Source organism: Psychrobacter faecalis (assembly GCF_016107575.1).
GTDB lineage: Bacteria > Pseudomonadota > Gammaproteobacteria > Pseudomonadales > Moraxellaceae > Psychrobacter > Psychrobacter faecalis.
In genome coordinates this window covers 81116-100896 of record NZ_JABAST010000003.1, presented here as the reverse complement: position 1 = coordinate 100896, position 19781 = coordinate 81116, and the positions used below count along the sequence as shown (strand labels likewise).

Below are 19781 nucleotides of genomic sequence, written 5' to 3'. Positions count from 1 at the left end.
GCATCTCATCAACCGCGACATGCCCTATCAATAGCGTACTAGCTATTCAGTACTATTTACTCATCTCTTCGCTTAGCGCTTGGCTACGATCGGCGCAAGCTTGCATGGCTTCAACGATTTGACGGCTGATGTCATTGGCCTGCATGGACTCGATAGCTGCTTGGGTGGTACCATTTGGTGAAGTGACTTTACGGCGTAGCTCGCTTGGTGCATCTTCACTACCCAGCGCCATTTTCGCCGCGCCAAGCATGGTTTGCATCGCTAGCGCTGAAGCTTGCTCTTTATCCAATCCTAACGCGACTCCGCCATCGACCATCGCTTCGATAAAGTAAAACATATAAGCGGGCGCTGAGCCTGATACGGCGGTGACCGCATGCATGTGCTCTTCATTATCGACCCACATGACCAGACCTGACGCTTCCATTACCGCAGTTGCCAATTGCTTTTGTTCGGCAGAAATATTATCCGTACCGTACAGACCAGTCGCACCCATTTGAATCATGGCTGGCGTATTTGGCATCGCACGAACAATATTGCTATAGCCGCCTAGCATATTTGATAACAGCGCAGTCGATAATCCTGCTGCCACTGAAATCACCAGCTGCGTGTCTAAAACGTCAGCAAAACCACTGACCACCACTTTCATGACTTGCGGCTTGACTGCCAATACCACGATGTCAGCACCGATAACCGCCGCTTTTGCATCGGCCGTTGGATCGACCGTATTCAATCCTTTAGCAGCCAATTGCTCGCGCGCATCACTGCTCGGATCAGCAACGGTAATCAGACTCGGTTTAACGCCGCAGCTGATAAGTCCACTAATCAAAGCCTGCGCCATATTACCGCCACCGATAAAGCTGATTTTTTTATTATCTAATACTGACATACGTGTCTCCTATTCAAAAAATGCAAAGGCACTCAAACTAACATAATGATAGGTAAAATGACACTCAGTTTACCATACTGCTACTGGCGTCGTTTGATAAATTGAAAGACTCAGTAATGGCGTTGCTGTTTAAGTAATTATCACTATAGAACGCACCATATTTATTATTTAACAGGTTTTATGCAGAGTTAAATGGCTGTTGATAAATGCGACAAGCTGTTTTACATCTACACTAATATTCGCCTGCGCAGCATTCAACGCCCAACTTGCAAAAGGCGATATTAATAAAATAGGCAATTCTATTAGGTACTCACTTTCTAAAAGCCCATTTTCACTACTTTCTTTATTTATCAAAGTCACACTCACCACGATCAAATTCTCACGCAGCCATGATGGAATACCTAAAGTTTGATAGAGCTTTTTGCCCGCTTGTGAACGTGATGCTAATGCAGTTTGCACACGCTGATTGCGCTCTAATGGCGCAAAGGTAATCTTAAGCTTATCTGTATCGCTTTCTACGTTATAGCTTTCTAATAGCTGAATTACTTCATTTGGCAAAACTTTTAATTGCCAAGCAAATTTATCCTCATTACGTAAATTAATTGCAACAGGTTGTCTGCCAGTTGCCTGAACATCAGCCTTAATAAGATTAGACTCAGTAAAATTAAATAAGGTTTGAGTCTGCTTGGCAAGCGGCAACTCTAACCACTTGAGCCAATCACTACTTAAACGATAAAGCTGTTGACGATAACGGCGAACAGTATACGACTGCTTGCGACCTTGCCAAAATAGCGCCGTTTGATGGTCATTATCATCACGTTGGCTTAGGCTTAACACATCATCAACGAGCTGTTTGGCTGTCGGTAATGGCTCATCTTGACCAAGCCAATGATGCAATAATTGTCGCTGACGATAAATCGGTAGTTTTTGCAATTTATCTATATTTAGCACGCGCTGGGCAGGCGGCAGCTGTAATGAGGCAACCTCTGTGTGCTGCAAATCCTCGCTTGCTTGGGCATTGATTATTAATTGCGCGTCACTTAATAACTGCGCGCTACGGGCAATATTATCAATAACGTTGGAGTTATAGCTCGCCAATATCGGCATGATGTCTCGACGTAGGCCGCTACGCACATTATCACCAGCATCGTTGGTTGGATCGTCGATATATGGCAGCTTTAAACGCTGAGTATAGGCGCTGATAGTGGCGCGTTTGATAGTCAGCCACGGTCGCCATAATACTATGCGATGTGTGCCCTGCGTTTGAATGCGCCACGGCTGCATACCAGACAAACCATTCACCCCAGCGCCTTGAATCAGACGCATTAAAACCGTTTCCGCTTGGTCATCGGCATGATGAGCTAATAATAAAACGTCATCTTGATTAAGTTGCCTTCGCATCGCATCATAACGAGCTTGCCGTGCGGCTTGTTCATCTCGACCATTGACCTGCGCCTGTAAAATTCGACAGGGTATATTTTGCGCCTTCGCCCAATTAGCAACGTGCTGCGCCCAAGCGCCACTAGCCGCTTGCAGATGATGATTGACATGCAGTAATTGCGGCAAAAATGGCAGTTTACCGTGGCGATAAAGCTGCACACATAGCGCTGCTAATGCCAACGAATCACGCCCCCCGCTACACGCCAGCCAAATTCGCCGACCATGTAGTTGCTCGCCATATTCAGCCAAACTGCTTAACAATGCCTCTGCTAGAACAGTATCAACAGGCAGTTCTGCAATTGTTTCAATGGCGTGTGGAAGAATGGCGCTACTGGTCATAATCGTTCTTATTTACTGAGTGGTTTTATTTACGTATCAATCAATTAAAACATAAACAAGTCGGCACAAAAAAAACGCGCCATAAAATGACACGTTTTTATTTTAACATTAAGCGCAAAGCGATGTCGTTAAAAGCTAAGTCTAAGTAACTTAGCAATATACTTTCATATAAATGCTTAGCAAGGCAACATCACTTCTGAGTTAAAGGACTTCAATTTCTCATAACGCAGCTCGCAGCGCTCATCCGCATCCATATCTTTAAGCTCATCTAATTGCTCAACAATTAATGCTTTTAGCGCCGTCATGACTGGCTGCGGCTGAAGATGAGCACCCTCGCCTTCATCGATAACTGCGTCAATTAGGCCCATTTGATAAAGGTTAATGGCATTCAGTTTTAATGCTTCACTGGCATCTTGGGCTTTTTCCGCAGTTTTCCACAGAATAGACGCACAGCCTTCAGGAGAAATGACTGAATAAATACTGTTTTGCAGCATATTTACTTTGTCGCCAACGCCAATTGCCAATGCGCCACCTGAGCCGCCTTCACCAATAATAGTGACGATAACAGGTACTTTAAGGCTAGAGAACACGGCGATACTTTCAGCAATGGCTTGCGCTTGGCCGCGCTCTTCAGCACCGATTCCGGGGTAGGCACCTTGGGTATCGACAAAGGTCATCACCGGAATATTAAAGCGCTCAGCCATTTTGACCAAACGAATGACTTTGCGATAACCCTCGGGGTTTGCCATGCCAAAATTATGTGCGATACGCTCACGCGTGCTACGACCACGATGCTGACCAATTACCATTACAGGCTGACCATCTAGGCGCGCAAGACCACCAAGAATAGCCTTGTCATCTGCATAAGCACGGTCGCCATGCAACTCATCAAATTCGGTAAACAGCTGATTGACATAGTCCATAAATAATGGACGTTTGGCATGCCGTGCAAGCTGAACGCTATCCCAGACGGTACTCATAGACGCTTCCCTTTCATAATTCTATATAATGTGGTGATGGTTAATAATGGCTGTGTTAGTTAATACTGTTATTATCGACTCTCAAATAATGAAAGTACAGTTGTAAACTCAATAGAAGCTATAGTAGCACATCTTAAATCGCATGGCATTACTGACAACGCCGCTTTTGTTACGTTAATCCGTAGCACCATTATTATAATAGTAACGGCTTCGCATTAAGAATCAGTATTAAGAATCAGTATTAAGAATCAGTATTAAGAGTCGGCATTAAGAAACAGTATGAGCAATCAGCCCTTATGCCTCAACCATACTTCCATCAACAACACTCAGCTTTACGCCCCATTTAGCAAACTGCTCAATCTCCGTATGCAAGTCTGACAATAAGAAAGTATAGTGCTCACTACTTTCACCAACGGTAATTTGCCAGCGGTTATTGTCAATCACTTTTAGCGCCAGTTTTGGTAATTCATGCTCGCTACGGCTATGATGCGCGAGCACCGCTAAACGTAGCAGCAAACACAGATAAACCAGCGAATCGCCACCGATTATACAAGCCTGCTCTAACATATCCGCTTTGAGCTTACGGCGATGATTGAGCATCAGCTGCGCCATGCGTTTTTGATCGACCTGCGAAAACCCTGGAATATCAGAGTATTCAACCAAATAAGCACTGTGTTTATGATAGCCGCTATGCGCAATTGCTAAACCGATTTCATGTAATGACGCTGCTCGTCTAAGTAAATCACCATCTTCTGTACTAAGTCCGAGCTTTTCTTTGACTTGCTCAAATAAACTGCGGCTGGTTTTGACCACTTGTTTGGCTTGTTTTTTATCGCCAGAGTAGCGTTTAATCAGCGCAAGCACACTGCGGTCACGCACATCTTCGCTAGCAAAACGTCCAAGCATATCGTACATAACGCCTTCACGCAGCGCGCCATCTGAATACACCATGGTCTCAATGCCGAGCACTTTCATCACCGCTCGCAATACCGCAACGCCCGCTGGGAAAACCGCTTTACGGTGTTCTTTGACGCCTTCTAATTCAATGTCATCGACGTTGCCAATTTTAAGCAATAATTTTTCTAACTTTTTAACACCTTTATAGGTGATGCGTTCTTGTTCATCTGCCCAGCCTTTTGACACAAGGACGTTGCGCACCGCTTTAATCGTCCCACTTGAGCCAACCACACTACTCCAGCCGGTTTTTTGGTAACGACCATTAATCGCCAGCACTTCTTTGCGCGCCGCTGAGATGGCATTATTAAAAGCTTCTTTGGTAATTAAGCCGTCCGCAAAATACTTTTGGGTAAAAGCAACACAGCCCATTTGTAAGCTTTCGGTCAATAACGGATCGAACTCTTGACCGATGATAAACTCTGTCGAACCGCCGCCGATATCAATAACCAAACGCTTATCGCTACTGGCATTGGTATGCGAAACGCCCAAATAAATCAAACGTGCCTCTTCACGTCCAGCGATAATCTCAATCGGTTTGGGCAAAATTTTATTGGCCCGAGTAATAAAGTCATTGGCGTTTTTTGCTTGGCGTAGGGCGTTGGTTGCTACCACGCGAATACGCTCGGGCGGCACCGAATCCAAACGCGCCACAAAGCGGCTTAAGCATTCAAGACCGCGCTTTTCAGCCGCCGCGCCCAAGATATTATTCTCATCGAGTCCGGCAGCGAGCTGCACCTTTTCAGACATAGACACCACTTTTCGCACTTCACCGTGGTCGAGACGCGCAATCGCCAGATGAAAACTGTTGGAGCCGATATCAATAGCGGCCATCATTTCATCTTCAGCAAGTGGTGGATTTTTTAGGTAGTCTTTGGGCATAAGTGAGATTGTTACCGTATTAGATAAAGTGGTATTTAAAAGCTTTCAAGCTTTTAAAATAAAAAATATGAGCAAGTTTTGCCATTAAAGCATTTATGCCAAACGCTGGCAAGTCAGCGGCTACCATCGCTAAACACAGCTTGCAAAAACATCCAAATATCTAAGAAAACTCAATTAAATACTGGCTAAACAATGATTAAATCAGAACCTTAAAGTCAGTCTCTAACGCTTGTCTTAATACCATCGGTTTGCTACATTGAAAATGCGTTAGAATCTCATAATTAGCCGGTATATTGTAATAGATAACAGGCACTTACTTATATTATAAACATTGGTTATATAAGCTCATTACATAAAGCAGCGACCAATTTTGCGATTGAATACTCATCTTTATTTAAAACAACTAATTTGCAAGGAAGCAAAACCATGAATCAAACTACTACCCAAACCTTACAAAACAAAGCTGCCCAAACTGAAAGTGCCGATACTCATATTAATAAACAAAGTAATGGCGAGCTTATCAAGGTAGCAGACCTCGCCAAACATAAATTTTATGACTTTTATCTAAATGAGCATCAAAATATGGCTTGCCGCCGTTTGCATTTCGCGGGTAGTAGCTTTGGCTTATTAGGCTTAGCAAAGTCTGTCAAAAATCGCTCAGCCAAACCGCTGCTTAAAGGCATCGCTGCGGGATATGCTTGCGCGTGGGTCGGGCATTTTTTCTTTGAGAAAAACAAACCTGCTACTTTTAAATACCCATTACAAAGTTTTGCTGGTGATATTCGTATGTTCACCGACGTGCTCCGCGGTAATTTGAGCTTAAAAGACCGTAAGTTCGATAAAGCGCGTTAAATTTATTGATAATAAACAGAAAAAACAAAAACTGGGCCAGTTTAAGACGCTAGCCCAGTTTTTTATGTTGTTATCAAAAATCTATTATTTAGCAGCTATTTAGCGTAAAGACTTACGAAGTATTTTACCTACAGCGGTTTTTGGTAACTCATCGATAAAATCGTAAGCTTGCGGACGCTTATAACCGGTCAAACGCTCTTTGGCAAACGCCGCCAATTCCTCAGCCGTTAAGCTGGAATCTCTTTTAACCACAAACGCTTTTGGCACTTCGCCACTGTGCGCATCTTCAATGCCAACGACAGCCACCTCGAGCACTTTAGGATGTTCCGTCAGCGCCGCTTCCACTTCATTTGGATATACATTGAAACCCGAAACCAAAATCATATCCTTTTTACGATCAATCAATGTCAAAAAGCCATTTTCATCTAACATGCCGATGTCACCGGACTTAAAGTACCCATCATCGGTAAAGGTCTCTGTATTATCCAAACCCCAATAACCCTGCATCACTTGTGGCCCTTTAATCCCCACTTCGCCGGGCACGCCAACAGCGCAGGCGGCTCCTTGCTCATCAATGATTTTGATATCCATCATGGCTAAAGGTAATCCGACGCTACCATTAAAGCTATCTATCCCTGGTGGATTAAAAGAGATAACCGGCGACGTTTCTGACATGCCATAACCTTCATTAATAATCATGCCTGTAGCGCGCTGCCATCGGTCAGATACCGCTTTGATAATCGCGGTGCCGCCACCGATAGATAATGCCAAGCGACTAAAATCAAGCTCGGTAAACTTTGGATGATGGAGCATGCCGTTAAATAACGTATTGACCGAAGGAATCACATGCGGCTGATGCTGTTCAATGCTATTTACTAAGCCATCGATATCGCGCGGATTGGTGATCAATATATCTTCCCAGCCGCCATAAATACCCAGTAAACCACAAACCGTGAAGGAGAAAATATGATAGAGCGGTAAAGGGTTAAGTATCTTGATTTGCTCGCTGCGACCTGCTTCGACAACGCTGCCAAACATTGCATAACACTGGCAAATATTAGCCATCAAATTATAATGAGTAAGCATCGCGCCTTTTGGCTTACCCGTTGTGCCGCCCGTATACTGGAGTAACGCCAAGTCTTCGCGCGTGATGGTCGGTGGCTGAAACTGATCTGCATGGTACGCTTGCATAATATGAGCAAAGCTCACATAACGTTCTTGATGAGATTTTGCAACTGTAAGCTCATTTTCACCGTCATTTTCGGTTGAACAATGAATACTGTTAAGGATAGCAATATCATTATCGATAAGCTCAGCACTCGGATTGATAGAACAATGTACGACTAAAGACAGTTGCGCTTTAACCTCATCATCCAATTTATCGAAAGCTGCCGACATACCATCGAGAATCACCAATCCACACGCTTGAGAGTCTGTCAGCTGATGGGCCAACTCATACTGGGTATACATCGGATTGACATTTACCAATACTACCCCTGCGCGCAGACAACCAAGCAGCACCACCGCATATTGCAATATATTTGGCAATTGCACCGCAACACGGTCGCCCTTTTGAATGTTTTGTGCTTGTAAAAAAGCAGCAAAGCGGCGACTTGCAACATCTAACTGAGCAAAATTTAAGGTGGCAGCGCCCATGCTAAAAGCAATAGCGCTACTGTGCTGATCAATTTTTGGTTGTAATAAATCAAGCAGGTTGTCCTTACCGTTTAACACATCCAAATTATTTTCCAAGCCATATTGCTCGTAAGCTCGCTGCCATAATGGCGGAACACGGCTACTTGGCGCATTATTTTCAAAGCTATTATCCATCAAATTGCATCCTTGCTAAAACGTGATTGGTGCTCTCAGAATAGCACAACTTAGTCGTTGTATTATAGGTTCTAGAACAAGGATACTTTTAGGTTATAGATTATTTTCAAGCCTAAAAAACTTCCACCATTTATTAAAAATTCGTTTTATTAATGCGCAGGCACAAAAAAACCAGCACGATAATCCTGCTGGTTTTTATGTTGCAGATATAAATTCTAAAGAACATTAAACTTTAAATTTTAGACAAGTAATTTTAACCAAATGATTTACGCTTTTGCCATTTCAGCAAAAATCTCATCAGCGGCGTTAATAGACGCTTCAATGTCTGCATCACTATGCTTGATCGACATAAAGCCCGCTTCATAGGCAGATGGCGCAAGATAAATACCGCGCTCTAACATGCCATGAAAAAAGGTATTAAACACATCCATATCGCACTCGGTGACGTCATCGAAGTTTTGTGGTACGTTTGTCGCCTTGTCTTTAACAAAGAACATCCCAAACATGCCGCCCAGTTTATTGGTGCGCAGATTGATACCATGCTTGTCCGCCGCCGCTTGGATACCATCAATAAGCTGGTCTACTTTCGCAGATAATTCGGCGTAAAAACCATCAACGGTTAAGTCTTCAAACATCGCGATACCAGCGCGCATAGCCAGCGGGTTACCTGATAACGTACCCGCTTGATAAACGCCGCCAAGTGGCGCGATACAAGACATCACTTCTTTTTTACCACCGAAAGCACCAACGGGTAAGCCAGCACCGATAATTTTACCAAAGCAGGTCAAATCAGGGTCAATGCCAAAATGCGCTTGCGCGCCGCCAAGTCCGACGCGAAAACCGGTCATGACTTCATCAAAAATCAACACCGCACCATTGGCGGTACATTCTGCACGCAAAGTATCATGGAATTCTTGGGTCGGAATGACCATATTCATGTTGCCGGCGATTGGTTCTACAATCACGCAAGCAATCTCACTACCCCATTTTGCAAAGCACTCTTTAATCGCTTGCGGGTCATTATAAGGAATGGTAATCGTATGTTTGGCAAAGTCCGCTGGCACGCCTTTTGAGGTCGGCTCGCCAATATCTAGCATCCCTGAGCCCGCTTTTACCAATAAGCTGTCTGAATGACCATGGTAGCAGCCTTCAAATTTGACGATTTTATCACGCTCAGTAAAGCCGCGCGCCAAACGAATCGCGCTCATGGTCGCTTCTGTACCTGAGCTTGTCATGCGAATCATCTCGACACTTGGGACGATGTCGCAAATCTTATCAGCCACGGTGGTTTCAAATGGCGTTGGCGTACCAAAGCTCAAACCATCATCAGCTGCTTTTTTAACCGCATCAATGACTTTTGGATGCGCATGACCCAAAATCATCGGCCCCCAAGAGCCGACATAATCGATATAAGCATTGTCTTCAGTGTCATAGATTTTGCTGCCGCTAGCACGGTGCATAAAGATAGGCGTACCACCAACGCCAGCAAAGGCGCGAACCGGTGAGTTTACGCCGCCAGGAATATGTTTGCGGGCTTGTGCAAAGAGTTGTTCATTTTTAGTGCTCATAATTAGTCTCTACTTATTCTTTTGATGTTATTTTATTAACAATAGCTTAATTAACAATCACTTAATTAACAAAAACTTAAGCTTTTTTAACCACTGACGATTTGAGCTTCATCGGTCCAAAACCATCGAGTTTACAGTCGATATCATGACCATCAGAGGCATCTGGCAACAGACGAATCCCTTTTGCTTTGGTGCCGACTTTGATAATGGTTGATGATCCTTTGACCTTTAAGTCTTTAATCACGGTGACGGTATCGCCATCTTGCAGCTCGTTACCGACCGCATCACGAATGACCGCATCTTGCGCTTCAGCCTGCGCCGCATCGGTTTCAGCCGCGGTCCACTCATGAGCACACATCGGACATACCAGTAACGCACCATCTTCGTACGTATATTCAGCATCGCATTTTGGGCAATTGGGTAAGCTCATAATTTCCTCGTCAGCCGTGATAAATTGGGTGTATTCTAACGCTAACATTGTACCGTAACTCGCCAGCTTTCACCAATCGCTCCGCTTGTAAACACAGAACTGTGACTAATTGATACATTCGCTTATCCCTTAACGCGGACGTTTTTTATCACGTGGTTTTTTGTGGTACTCTGCTGTAACCAAATTTGATTTGATAACCATTTGTCTTTAGGTACTAAAAAGATGGTAAAAACTTAAATAACGACTTTTTCGCATTATTTTAACAGTAAGTTTTATAACGACTTTAATCACTCAGTATTAACCCTAATATCTGAGGCTATAGCGACTCATAAATAGGACAATAATAATGACTCAATCAACATTGCCACAATTTGTTCAACTAACCATTCAAGGTGAAGATGCCGCAAAGTTCTTACAAGGGCAGCTAACCTCTGATGTCACTAAGCTTGGGCTTAGCTATCAAGCAACGGCGCTTAGCAATTTAAAAGGTCGTATCGATTTTGGCCTTTGGATTAAAAAACAAGACGAAAAGCATTTTGATGTAGTCATCAGTGCCGATTGCGCTGAGGCTTTGCAAGCGCATCTTAAAAAGTTTGGCGCCTTTTCAAAGTTTGATACCAGTACACCAACGCCCATTTATCCTTGCGTACTCGATGGAGTGCCAACCTTTAGTCATAAAGACGAGCATAATACTATCGATGACACTCAAGCGTGGATGCAGGCGAGTCTTGCAGCGGGTAATTATTGGATAGTCGCGGACACACGAGGCGAGTTTCAGCCGCAAGAGCTGCGCCTACATCAGCGCGGCGGTATGGACTACGATAAAGGCTGCTACCTCGGTCAAGAAGTTATTGCCCGTATTTACTTTAAAGCCGCGCCAAAAGCGTTTTTACATTATGTCAGCGGCACAGGCGAGGTGCCAGCCGCAGGTGATAAACTAGAGAAAATTCAGGTGGTCAATGCCATTGCTGATGATGATATAAATGCTAATGGCTTTAAGGCATTGGTTGTTGCCCGCCCAGAGCATTTAGCCGATAGTGAGCTTACGATATTAGATTTACCACCAGCACTACAAGCAGATGTCGCCCGTCAAAAATAACGGGAAAGGTTTGATAGTCTATTTCGCAGTCCAACTCGTATTATAAAAAGTACTTTTACTAAAATGCAGCAGAGCAATTTATGACCCATATTGCGGTACTCGGAGCAGGTGTGGTGGGCGTGACCAGCGCTTGGTATCTTCGGCAAGCAGGCTACGATGTGACCGTCATTGAGCGCGAAACTGCTGCTGGCATGCAAACCTCATTTGCCAATGGTGGGCAGATATCCGTCTCGCACGCAACCCCGTGGGCGAATCCGAGCACGCCGATGAAAGCGCTTAAATGGTTGTTTCGTGAAGATGCACCGCTGCTCTACCGCTTGCGAGCTGATAAAGCGCAGTTGAAATGGGCAATGCAGTTCTTACAAGAATGCCGCGCAGAACGAGCCGATGCCAATTTGGTACAGATGGTGCGTTTGGGCTTGTACTCACGCGAAGCATTGCAGCAGCTGCGTGCTGATATTGGTATTGATTACGAGCAGCAAACGCGCGGTATCATGCATTTTTATACCAACCAAGTTGAGTTTGATGCTGCCATCGCGCCAACCGAGCGTATGCAAGAGCTCGGCTGTGAGCGTTATGTGATAGATATTAATAATGCTATTAGCCTTGAGCCTGCGCTTTACCCTATCGCGCATAAGCTCAAAGGCGCCACTTACACCAGCCGTGACGAATCGGGTAATGCGCATGTATTTACCCAGCGTTTGGCGCAGCGCTGCATCGATGCTGGCGTGAAATTTTTATACGATACCGACATTTTGACGTTAAATACTGACGCCCATTCTGCTCGCCCGCACGTGCATAGTATGACCATTCGCCCCAAGGGCAAAAACGCACAGACTTTTAGCGCTGACGATTATGTACTGGCACTTGGCAGCTATAGCGTATTGCTCATGAAACCGCTCAATATCCATCTGCCGATTTTCCCTGCCAAAGGGTATTCAGCTACTTATCAAGTCAATCCGCGTGCGCCACATTTAGCACCTTTCGTCAGCCTTATTGATGATGAGTTTAAATTAGTCACCTCGCGCCTTGGTGACAAATTACGCGTCGCAGGTACGGCGGAATTTAACGGCTATAATATGGATTTAAATAGCACGCGCTGTGCAGCCATTACCCGTCGCGTACAGCAGTTATTTCCCAAAGGTATCATTGCCAATTCTATGCAATATTGGACAGGACTGCGCCCAATGACGCCATCAAATGTACCATTAATAGGACGCGCGCATCATGGTCAAGTCCGTCATGGTAGTGTCAATACAAACGCCAGCTTTGATAATTTATGGCTAAATACCGGTCATGGCACGCTTGGCTGGACGCATGCTTGTGGTTCGGCAAAGGCGATCAGTTTATTGATACAAGGCGAGACACCGCAAGTAGACTTTGATTTTATAGGTTTAGGAACTTAAAATTAAAAACGTAAAGAAGGCACTTTTTTAAGTGCCTTTTTAAATTAAAGACTTTTATTTTAGAGCTATTTTATGCAGCGCTTCCTGATTTAATATCACCATTAACCTCAGTATCAACAGTTTCCAAATCAACCACCTCTAGCGCGATTGCTTCTAATTGTACAGGTACGCCATTGACTGCTGCATTACCACTTAGCTGATCGATTAAGGTATCGTCCGTCAAGTCATTAACACTGACACCAGCATGCGCTTGCGCAATCTTTTGCTGCACGCCTTTACGACCATGACCCCAACCATGAGGAATACTGACTACGCCAGGCATTAGCTCATCGGTGACTTCTGCTACGATCGTCACACTACCAACGCGCGAGGTCACTTTTACTTCCTGTCCATCCTTAATACCATATTCTTTCGCTGTTTCAGGATGCAGCATCAGCGTACAGCGTGGCTTGCCTTTGACCAAGCGATAGCTATTATGCAGCCATGAATTGTTACTGCGTACATGACGACGACCGATAAGTAAAATCTGTTTGTCATCATAATCCTGCATCATCGTTTGTACGCGCGCGAAATCGGCTTTATAAAAATCGATATTAAGATGAATTTGCTTATCTTTATGCTTTATTGCTTGCGGTAGCATTCTTTTGAGCGTGCCTAAATCCAGTCCATGCGGTTTTTTCTTGAGTTTATTTAGATTCATGCCAGCATAAGGTCCACGTCTCAAGCCTTGATCAAGCAAAAATTTTGGTCCTAAAGTCTTAACCAATCGACGCTCAATTTTGGTCGTAAGCGGCGCTTTTTTATCGAGGCGTTTTGCCAGCTCTAAGTAGATTTGCCAATCATGTTTGGCACTTTTTTTCTTAGCAAACAACGCTGGAGAGTATTTAGCGACGTTATGTACGGCAAAATTATTAAAGGTAACGTCATAATGGTCACGCTCTAGCGGCGAGACGGGTGGCAAGATAATATTGGCATGCCGGCTGGTTTCTGTGACAAAGTAATCAATTGCGACCATAAAGTCCAAATTGGCAAAGGCTTTATCTAATTTTTCACCATTTGGCGTACTGAGGACAGGGTTGCCTGCAACGGTCATAAAGCCTTTTAATTGACCCTCGCCTGTTACCAGCATCTCGTCACCCATCGCTACGACAGGATAATCACCATTGAAATCAGGCAAATTACTCACGCGGCTATGACGTTTGCCTAAATAACCTGGGCCGGAGTTATTGACCACATCAAGCGCAGGATTGGGGAACATGAGGCCGCCTACTTCATCCAAACGTCCGGTGACGATATTAATCACCATAATCAAATACTGGCTTAATAAGCCAAATTCCTGCACCGATACGCCCATGCGCCCATAGCAGACGGCGCTTTCGGCTTCGCAAAACTCTTTGACCAGTCTTTTAATCTCATTTGCGGCAATGCCAGTAATATCAGCAACTAACTCTGCGCTATAGTCTTTAGCGAAATCTGCCAAGCGCGCAATCTCTGGCGCAAGCGCCGCCGCTCTATTATTAGTCCGTGCTTTGTCCGCGTAACCTTGGTCATAGATTTCATTGAGCATAGCAAGCAAAAATAAAACATCGGTTGCTGGACGTATAAAATGATGCTCGCTTGCAATGTCAGCAGTTTCGGTACGGCGTGGATCAATCACTACTACTTTGCCATTGCGGGCTTTGATGTCTTTGAGCTTTTGGCGCATATTTGGCGCGGTCATAATACTGCCGTTAGATGCCAGCGGATTGCCACCAATGATGAGCATATATTGGGTGCGATTGACGTCAGGCACGGGGATACGCAGCATATGCCCAAACAGGTGCATGCTGACGATATGGTGCGGTAATTGATCGACCGAGGTTGCAGAAAAACGACTGCGGGTCTTGATACTGCTTAATAGATGCTTAATGGTCAGCATGCCGCCCATATTATGGACGTTGGGATTGCCTAAATAAACACCAAAAGCATTTTGGCCATGTTTCTTTTGTACTGACTGTATGCCAGCAGCTACTTTACCAAGCGCCTCATCCCAGCTGATTGTTTTCCAACCGTTAGCCGTCCTCTCGATGGGATGACGCAAGCGATCTGGGTCTTCATGCAAATCTTGCAAAGCAGTTGCTTTTGGGCAAATATAACCTTTAGAAAATGGGTCATTTTTATCGCCTTTAATCGATAATACTTTTGCTCCATCGTGCTTTACTTCAATACCGCACATCGCTTCGCACAGATTGCAGGTTCTAAAATGTGTTTGCTCATTCGTCTTGGTTTGTTTACTGCTCATGGTCACGCTCCCTGTGATCGTTACTATCGCTTTCGCTAACTAAATTCCGTTTTATGATATGAATAGATTCGTTAGTTTTAAAAATTTTGCGAGCTCAGCATTCATTAATTTGCTCACTAGCTACTTATTACTTGCTCATTATTGATAAAAAATCCACCAAAAAGCCCATCAAAGTTTTTGCACAACATCGCAATTGCTTGCTGCTGTGAATAACGTCCTTGATGACAGCCTAATATCAACTCATGAACCTGCGCGCTCGCACTATCAACGCAGAGATAAACTTCAAACGTCTCAAAAGAACACTCGGCTGACTGTAATCCTTGGATGAATATCTTTGTCCATTCCTCGCGTATGTCGGTAAACAAACTTCCCAAACCTTTATCTTCTACTCGCAAATCAAAGCGCAGACTGTCTTCGAGTAACCGTTGGAATAACCTAATATTTTGAAAGGCAGCTGTAAAAATTAGCGTCAAGCAATGCTGACAGCGCTGATTGAACGCCGCTCTAGACAGCGTTGGATAATCACCAAGCATATCTGCCCACGCCTTACGCATCAGTGATAAATAATTGTCTTTTAATTGCCTACTCAACTCACTTTGTAGCGTTTCTACGCTGTCAAAGTGATTATAAAAACTTGGCTGGGCGATTCCCGCCCCTTTAGCGATTTTGTTCATACTCATGCCGCAAGCGCCTTCCAAGCTATAAAGCTGCAGCGCACTTTTTAATAAGGCACGACGGGTTTTGGCTTTTGCCAGCTCACGCTTCGTATCTAATCTTGTCGCGTTTACGGTATTAAGTGGACTCACTGTTATTCTGTCCTAATTGTCTAAGGCTTATGATTTCAGCTATAAGCTTATAGTTAATTAAATAACAAGTCTACAATTAGATGCATAAAAGATTTTCCATTAATAGTTTTAGAATTAGGATTGATAAAGACATAAAAAAGGATAATGCACTATATAGGTAGACATTTAGCTACTGGTTTTCTTTACGTATCGCTCTGACAAAGTACTCTATATATTACACAACTATGCCCTCCATAACATAGCAAGAGCAATGACCATAATTAAGCAACACTACAAACATTGCTCATACAGACACGGCGGTCTAACATTTATATATTGGTATCACGAGTTGGCCACGGGCTAGCTGTAAAGTACTTAAAACAGTACGAGATAAATAAGAACAATCATAAATCATAAATAATAACTTGCTCCTAAAGCACTTTACGGTTTATAGCATTAGAATTTTTAAACTATTTACCGTAAAGATTTGATAACTAAAATAAGGATTATAATAATGAACGAACATACGCTAAAAGGTGATTGGAAACAAATGAAGGGTACGGTCAAGCAGAAATGGGCTGATCTTACTGATGATGATCTATTACACATCGAAGGTAGCCGTGATAAGCTCGTTGGTAAAGTCCAAGAGCGTTATGGTCACAGTAAAGATGATGCTGAGCGTGAAGTAGACGCATGGCGTACTGAAAACAAATACTAACTTTAAAGTAGATTTCTTAAATAAAAGCCGCATTGACTTTCAATGCGGCTTTTGTGTTTTCCTTATTAGCGAGCCTTTCCCAAACTTTGTGTAACTGCTTATAATCCAATAACAGGAGAATAAGCAATGACTAACCAATCTGACATTAAAAAACTGGCTGAGCAAATGGCTGGTAGCATGAAAAGCTTCGATGACATCAAAGACTTTCAGAAGCAGCTCATGCAGTCGTTTATCGATACTGCCTTAGAGGCTGAGATGGAAGACCATCTCGGCTACCCCAAGCATGAGAAAGCAGACAAGCCTAATAAGCGTAACGGGCACACTAAAAAGAGAGTCCGCAGTGACATAGGCGAGCTTGAGATCTCCACCCCCAGAGACCGCGACAGTAGCTTTGAGCCTGTACTTGTCAGTAAGCATCAAACCCGTATTAGTGGCCTTGATGATAAAATCATATTCCTTTACGCCAAGGGTCAAACCACCACTGAGATCGTAGAGAGCATTAAAGAGCTCTACAATGTCGACATCTCAAGCTCTCTTATCTCAAGAATCACCGATAACATATTAGAGGACATCACCGCTTGGCAGAACCGGCCGCTGAGCAGTGTTTATCCTATCGTCTACTTAGACTGCATTGTCGTCAAAGTTCGTCAGGACAAGCAGATCATCAACAAAGCTATCTATCTGGCCTTAGGCGTTGCTCTTGATGGTAAAAAAGAGCTGCTTGGCATGTGGCTATCAGAGAACGAGGGCGCTAAATTCTGGCTTGGTGTTCTCACTGAGCTACAAAACCGCGGGGTTCAAGATATTCTTATTGCCTGTGTAGACGGCCTAAAAGGCTTCCCTGATGCCATTAATACGGTCTACCCTAACGCTCAGGTTCAGCTGTGTATCGTGCATATGGTGCGCTATTCGATGAAGTTCGTACCTTGGACGGACAAGAAGGCCGTAGCAGCTGATTTAAAGGCCATCTACGGTGCTGATACGCTTGAGATGGCAGAGGCCAACCTTGAGCACTTTGATGAAGTATGGGGCAAAGAGTACCCGCATGTCATCAAGTCTTGGCGCAATAACTGGGAGGGCTTAACGGTGTTCTTTGGTTATCCTAAAGACATCAGAAGAGTGATCTATACCACCAATGCGATAGAGTCGCTAAACAGTGTGATTCGGACAGCGGTGAATAAGCGTAAGGTCTTCCCGTCTGATCAGGCAGCATTCAAAGTGGTGTACCTAGCAACTCAGCAGGCCTCTAAAAAGTGGTCGATGCCGATCCGTAACTGGACGTCTGCCCTTAATCGCTTTATGATTATGTTTGATGATCGCATTAGTAAGCATTTAATCTAAATGGCAGTTACACAGAATCTGGGATGGGCTCTTATTAGCTAAGGACAATTTAGTATAGGCATAAGCGCCAGATACAATAAAACCGCATAGCAATTAATTGTTATGCGGTTTTATTGTTAACCATCCATGTTACCTATCACGACTCTAATCATGCATCCTTGCAAGACATTAAGCATATTGTGACAGTCGGGCATCCTGCCCATTACTTCTTGCTATTACTGGCATTCACTGCCTGCAACACGGGTCATGTGTCCATACTTCAATTATCATTATCATCCTGATGCTAATAATTGAATTATTATCCTTAATACGGTTAACTCAATCCTTGAGTCACATTCCCTTATGCCGTGTGTGTATAGTGTCAAAATATTGACCTAGTGTTAAGTCGCGTAAGCGTCATTGCCTGTAAGCATATGCTTACAAGCGCTTATCTATAACTACAGATTAAATATAAAATATTGATTCGTAAGGCTTTATTTTCAATAATAAAAATTTAGTAAATAATATATATATAAGTGTTAGCGATGTTCGTGGTCATAAGCAACACCTTAGTCACTCAAAGTAGCGAATGCTTACGCAATTATTTGCAAAATTTACAACTTATTAACACCCACGACATGTGTTGATAAGTTTTAAGTATTACTATAGTTATGTAAGAAAATATTTCAAAAACAACGTTATTAACGAATAATAATTTATAAAATTCAAATAAATTTTTGTAATATCTCATATTTCAGCGTTGTTGTTTATTTTCTAGAAACAAAATTCCTAGCAAAAAACTATTTTTTTAGCCAGTTTATACCTTAAGAGGTTCCATCATGCGAATTCTAAAACCTTTATCATTTAAGACAGCCATATCTGCTGGTCTTGCCGTTACGTTAATAGGAGCTACAGCGAGTTGTGCAGTAGCAAGCCCAAATTATGGTCATACTCCAATTTATCAAGATGGCAAATATGGCAATAATAATTTTGGGCGTGTCAGTCAACAGCTTCGCCAAAATTTACGTAGTAAAGGCTACCAAGTAATGGATATCAAACCTGATACTCATCGTGGTAATCAATCCATTACTGCGTACGCTAAAAAGAACAATCAGCCTTATATCCTTAAATATACTTACCCTGGTCTAAAACTTATCAGCTCAAGTAAGAGTGATTGGTCAAACATTTGGCAAGATAAAAACCATAATAACAATGGCTATAATGGTAAATACAACAATGACAAACGTTATAAAAATGACGATGTTGAAGATAGAATCAAAAGAGAAGCACGTTACCCTGCGATCAAACGACGTGCTATCAGTAAAGTTGAAGGCATGGGATATCGAGTCAAAGATATCGAGCTTGATGAAAAAAACAATCGCGGCGTATTTGAGATAGAAGCCAAACGTGGCTCACAAGAATATGAGATTTTTCTTGACTATCCAAACTTGAATGTGATTAAGATTAAAAAAGACTAATCTTTAAACAGTCCATTTTTATACGTTAGCTTTTCTTATGCAACGTTATTGTGGTAGTGCAACATTAAGATCAGTAATTAAATACCAGTAATCGCCACATTACTGATAAGTAATAGGAATTAATAAGATAATAGGAATATTCATTATGAAGATATTAAGCTTCTCAACTTTAAAAACCGCTTTTTCTGCTGGTATTGTGCTTGCTTTATTGGGCACTACCTTTGGTTGTACCGTCACGCCAAGACATGATGGTCAAAGAGTTTATTACCCAAACGGTCCGTATCAGGGTAACGGCAAGTATAACAATAATGGTCGTTATAATAATGGCGGCCATAAAGTCAATCATGCTCACCACGATAGCAAAAAAGGCAAACATAAGAATAAAAACGGTCATCACAAAAATAAAAACGGTAAGCATAAAAAAGATAATAGCCGCTACAACAATAATGGTCGCTATAATAATAACCATTATCGCTACAAGTAACTTAACCTCTCAACAATTTATAGAAATAGCGCATAGCGCCTAATGGCTA

The 19781-nt window shown here is 43.1% G+C and carries 16 protein-coding genes; 7 read left to right on the top strand and 9 right to left on the bottom strand.

Annotated elements, in window-relative coordinates; translation table 11 throughout:
• Positions 1-52: 52 nt before the first annotated feature.
• From proC to ppx, 4 genes are all read right to left on the bottom strand, one after another.
• Entirely contained in the window at positions 53-886 is an 834-nt protein-coding gene (proC, locus tag JFC07_RS02015) for a pyrroline-5-carboxylate reductase (RefSeq protein ID WP_198327981.1), read from the bottom strand.
• Positions 887-1054: 168 nt separating this feature from the next.
• Positions 1055-2665 (bottom strand): tRNA lysidine(34) synthetase TilS, encoded by a 1611-nt coding sequence (tilS, locus tag JFC07_RS02010; protein ID WP_198327980.1) that lies wholly within the window; start codon positions 2663-2665, stop codon positions 1055-1057.
• Between the two features lie 176 nt (positions 2666-2841).
• The gene (locus tag JFC07_RS02005) at positions 2842-3645 is read right to left on the bottom strand and encodes an acetyl-CoA carboxylase carboxyltransferase subunit alpha (RefSeq protein ID WP_068405795.1); all 804 of its coding nucleotides are present in this window, start codon (positions 3643-3645) and stop codon (positions 2842-2844) included.
• 294 nt (positions 3646-3939) lie between these two features.
• Entirely contained in the window at positions 3940-5481 is a 1542-nt protein-coding gene (gene ppx / locus JFC07_RS02000; RefSeq protein ID WP_198327979.1) for an exopolyphosphatase, read from the bottom strand.
• A gap of 426 nt (positions 5482-5907) precedes the next feature.
• Between ppx and JFC07_RS01995 the strand changes: the two genes are divergently transcribed.
• Positions 5908-6333 carry an Mpo1-like protein gene (locus tag JFC07_RS01995; protein WP_191690206.1) on the top strand — a complete coding sequence of 142 codons (426 nt, stop codon included), beginning with the start codon at positions 5908-5910 and terminating at the stop codon, positions 6331-6333.
• A 99-nt stretch (positions 6334-6432) separates the two neighbouring features.
• Here JFC07_RS01995 and JFC07_RS01990 read toward each other — a convergent pair whose 3' ends face one another.
• From JFC07_RS01990 to JFC07_RS01980, 3 genes are all read right to left on the bottom strand, one after another.
• Positions 6433-8163, bottom strand: a complete 1731-nt coding sequence (locus tag JFC07_RS01990; RefSeq protein WP_068405801.1) for an AMP-binding protein — start codon at positions 8161-8163, stop codon at positions 6433-6435.
• 266 nt (positions 8164-8429) lie between these two features.
• On the bottom strand, positions 8430-9731 hold the full coding sequence (hemL, locus tag JFC07_RS01985; protein WP_191690208.1) for a glutamate-1-semialdehyde 2,1-aminomutase: 1302 nt from the start codon (positions 9729-9731) through the stop codon (positions 8430-8432).
• A gap of 76 nt (positions 9732-9807) precedes the next feature.
• Positions 9808-10161: a zinc ribbon domain-containing protein YjdM gene (locus JFC07_RS01980; RefSeq protein WP_068405853.1), complete on the bottom strand. Its 354-nt coding sequence runs from the start codon at positions 10159-10161 to the stop codon at positions 9808-9810.
• Positions 10162-10507: 346 nt separating this feature from the next.
• Here JFC07_RS01980 and ygfZ point away from each other — a divergent pair, with 346 nt between their 5' ends.
• Complete coding sequence (gene ygfZ, locus JFC07_RS01975) at positions 10508-11260, top strand: CAF17-like 4Fe-4S cluster assembly/insertion protein YgfZ (RefSeq protein WP_087814739.1); 753 nt, start codon at positions 10508-10510, stop codon at positions 11258-11260.
• An 80-nt stretch (positions 11261-11340) separates the two neighbouring features.
• Entirely contained in the window at positions 11341-12666 is a 1326-nt protein-coding gene (locus JFC07_RS01970) for a D-amino acid dehydrogenase (protein ID WP_191690210.1), read from the top strand.
• A 70-nt stretch (positions 12667-12736) separates the two neighbouring features.
• Here JFC07_RS01970 and JFC07_RS01965 read toward each other — a convergent pair whose 3' ends face one another.
• On the bottom strand, positions 12737-14947 hold the full coding sequence (locus JFC07_RS01965) for a molybdopterin oxidoreductase family protein (protein ID WP_198327978.1): 2211 nt from the start codon (positions 14945-14947) through the stop codon (positions 12737-12739).
• A 116-nt stretch (positions 14948-15063) separates the two neighbouring features.
• A complete protein-coding gene (locus JFC07_RS01960; protein ID WP_191690214.1) occupies positions 15064-15753 on the bottom strand; it encodes a TetR/AcrR family transcriptional regulator in 690 nt (229 codons plus the stop codon).
• 493 nt (positions 15754-16246) lie between these two features.
• On the opposite strand from JFC07_RS01960, the gene JFC07_RS01955 reads away from it, so the two are divergent.
• The 4 genes from JFC07_RS01955 (at position 16247) to JFC07_RS01940 (ending at position 19732) form a co-directional block, all read left to right on the top strand.
• Positions 16247-16450 (top strand): CsbD family protein, encoded by a 204-nt coding sequence (locus JFC07_RS01955; protein ID WP_191690216.1) that lies wholly within the window; start codon positions 16247-16249, stop codon positions 16448-16450.
• Between the two features lie 126 nt (positions 16451-16576).
• Positions 16577-17791, top strand: coding sequence for an IS256 family transposase (locus JFC07_RS01950; protein WP_198327977.1), 1215 nt, complete (start codon positions 16577-16579; stop codon positions 17789-17791).
• A gap of 818 nt (positions 17792-18609) precedes the next feature.
• A complete protein-coding gene (locus JFC07_RS01945) occupies positions 18610-19248 on the top strand; it encodes a PepSY domain-containing protein (RefSeq protein ID WP_191692288.1) in 639 nt (212 codons plus the stop codon).
• A gap of 145 nt (positions 19249-19393) precedes the next feature.
• Positions 19394-19732, top strand: coding sequence for a hypothetical protein (locus JFC07_RS01940; RefSeq protein WP_191692287.1), 339 nt, complete (start codon positions 19394-19396; stop codon positions 19730-19732).
• Positions 19733-19781: the final 49 nt, after the last annotated feature.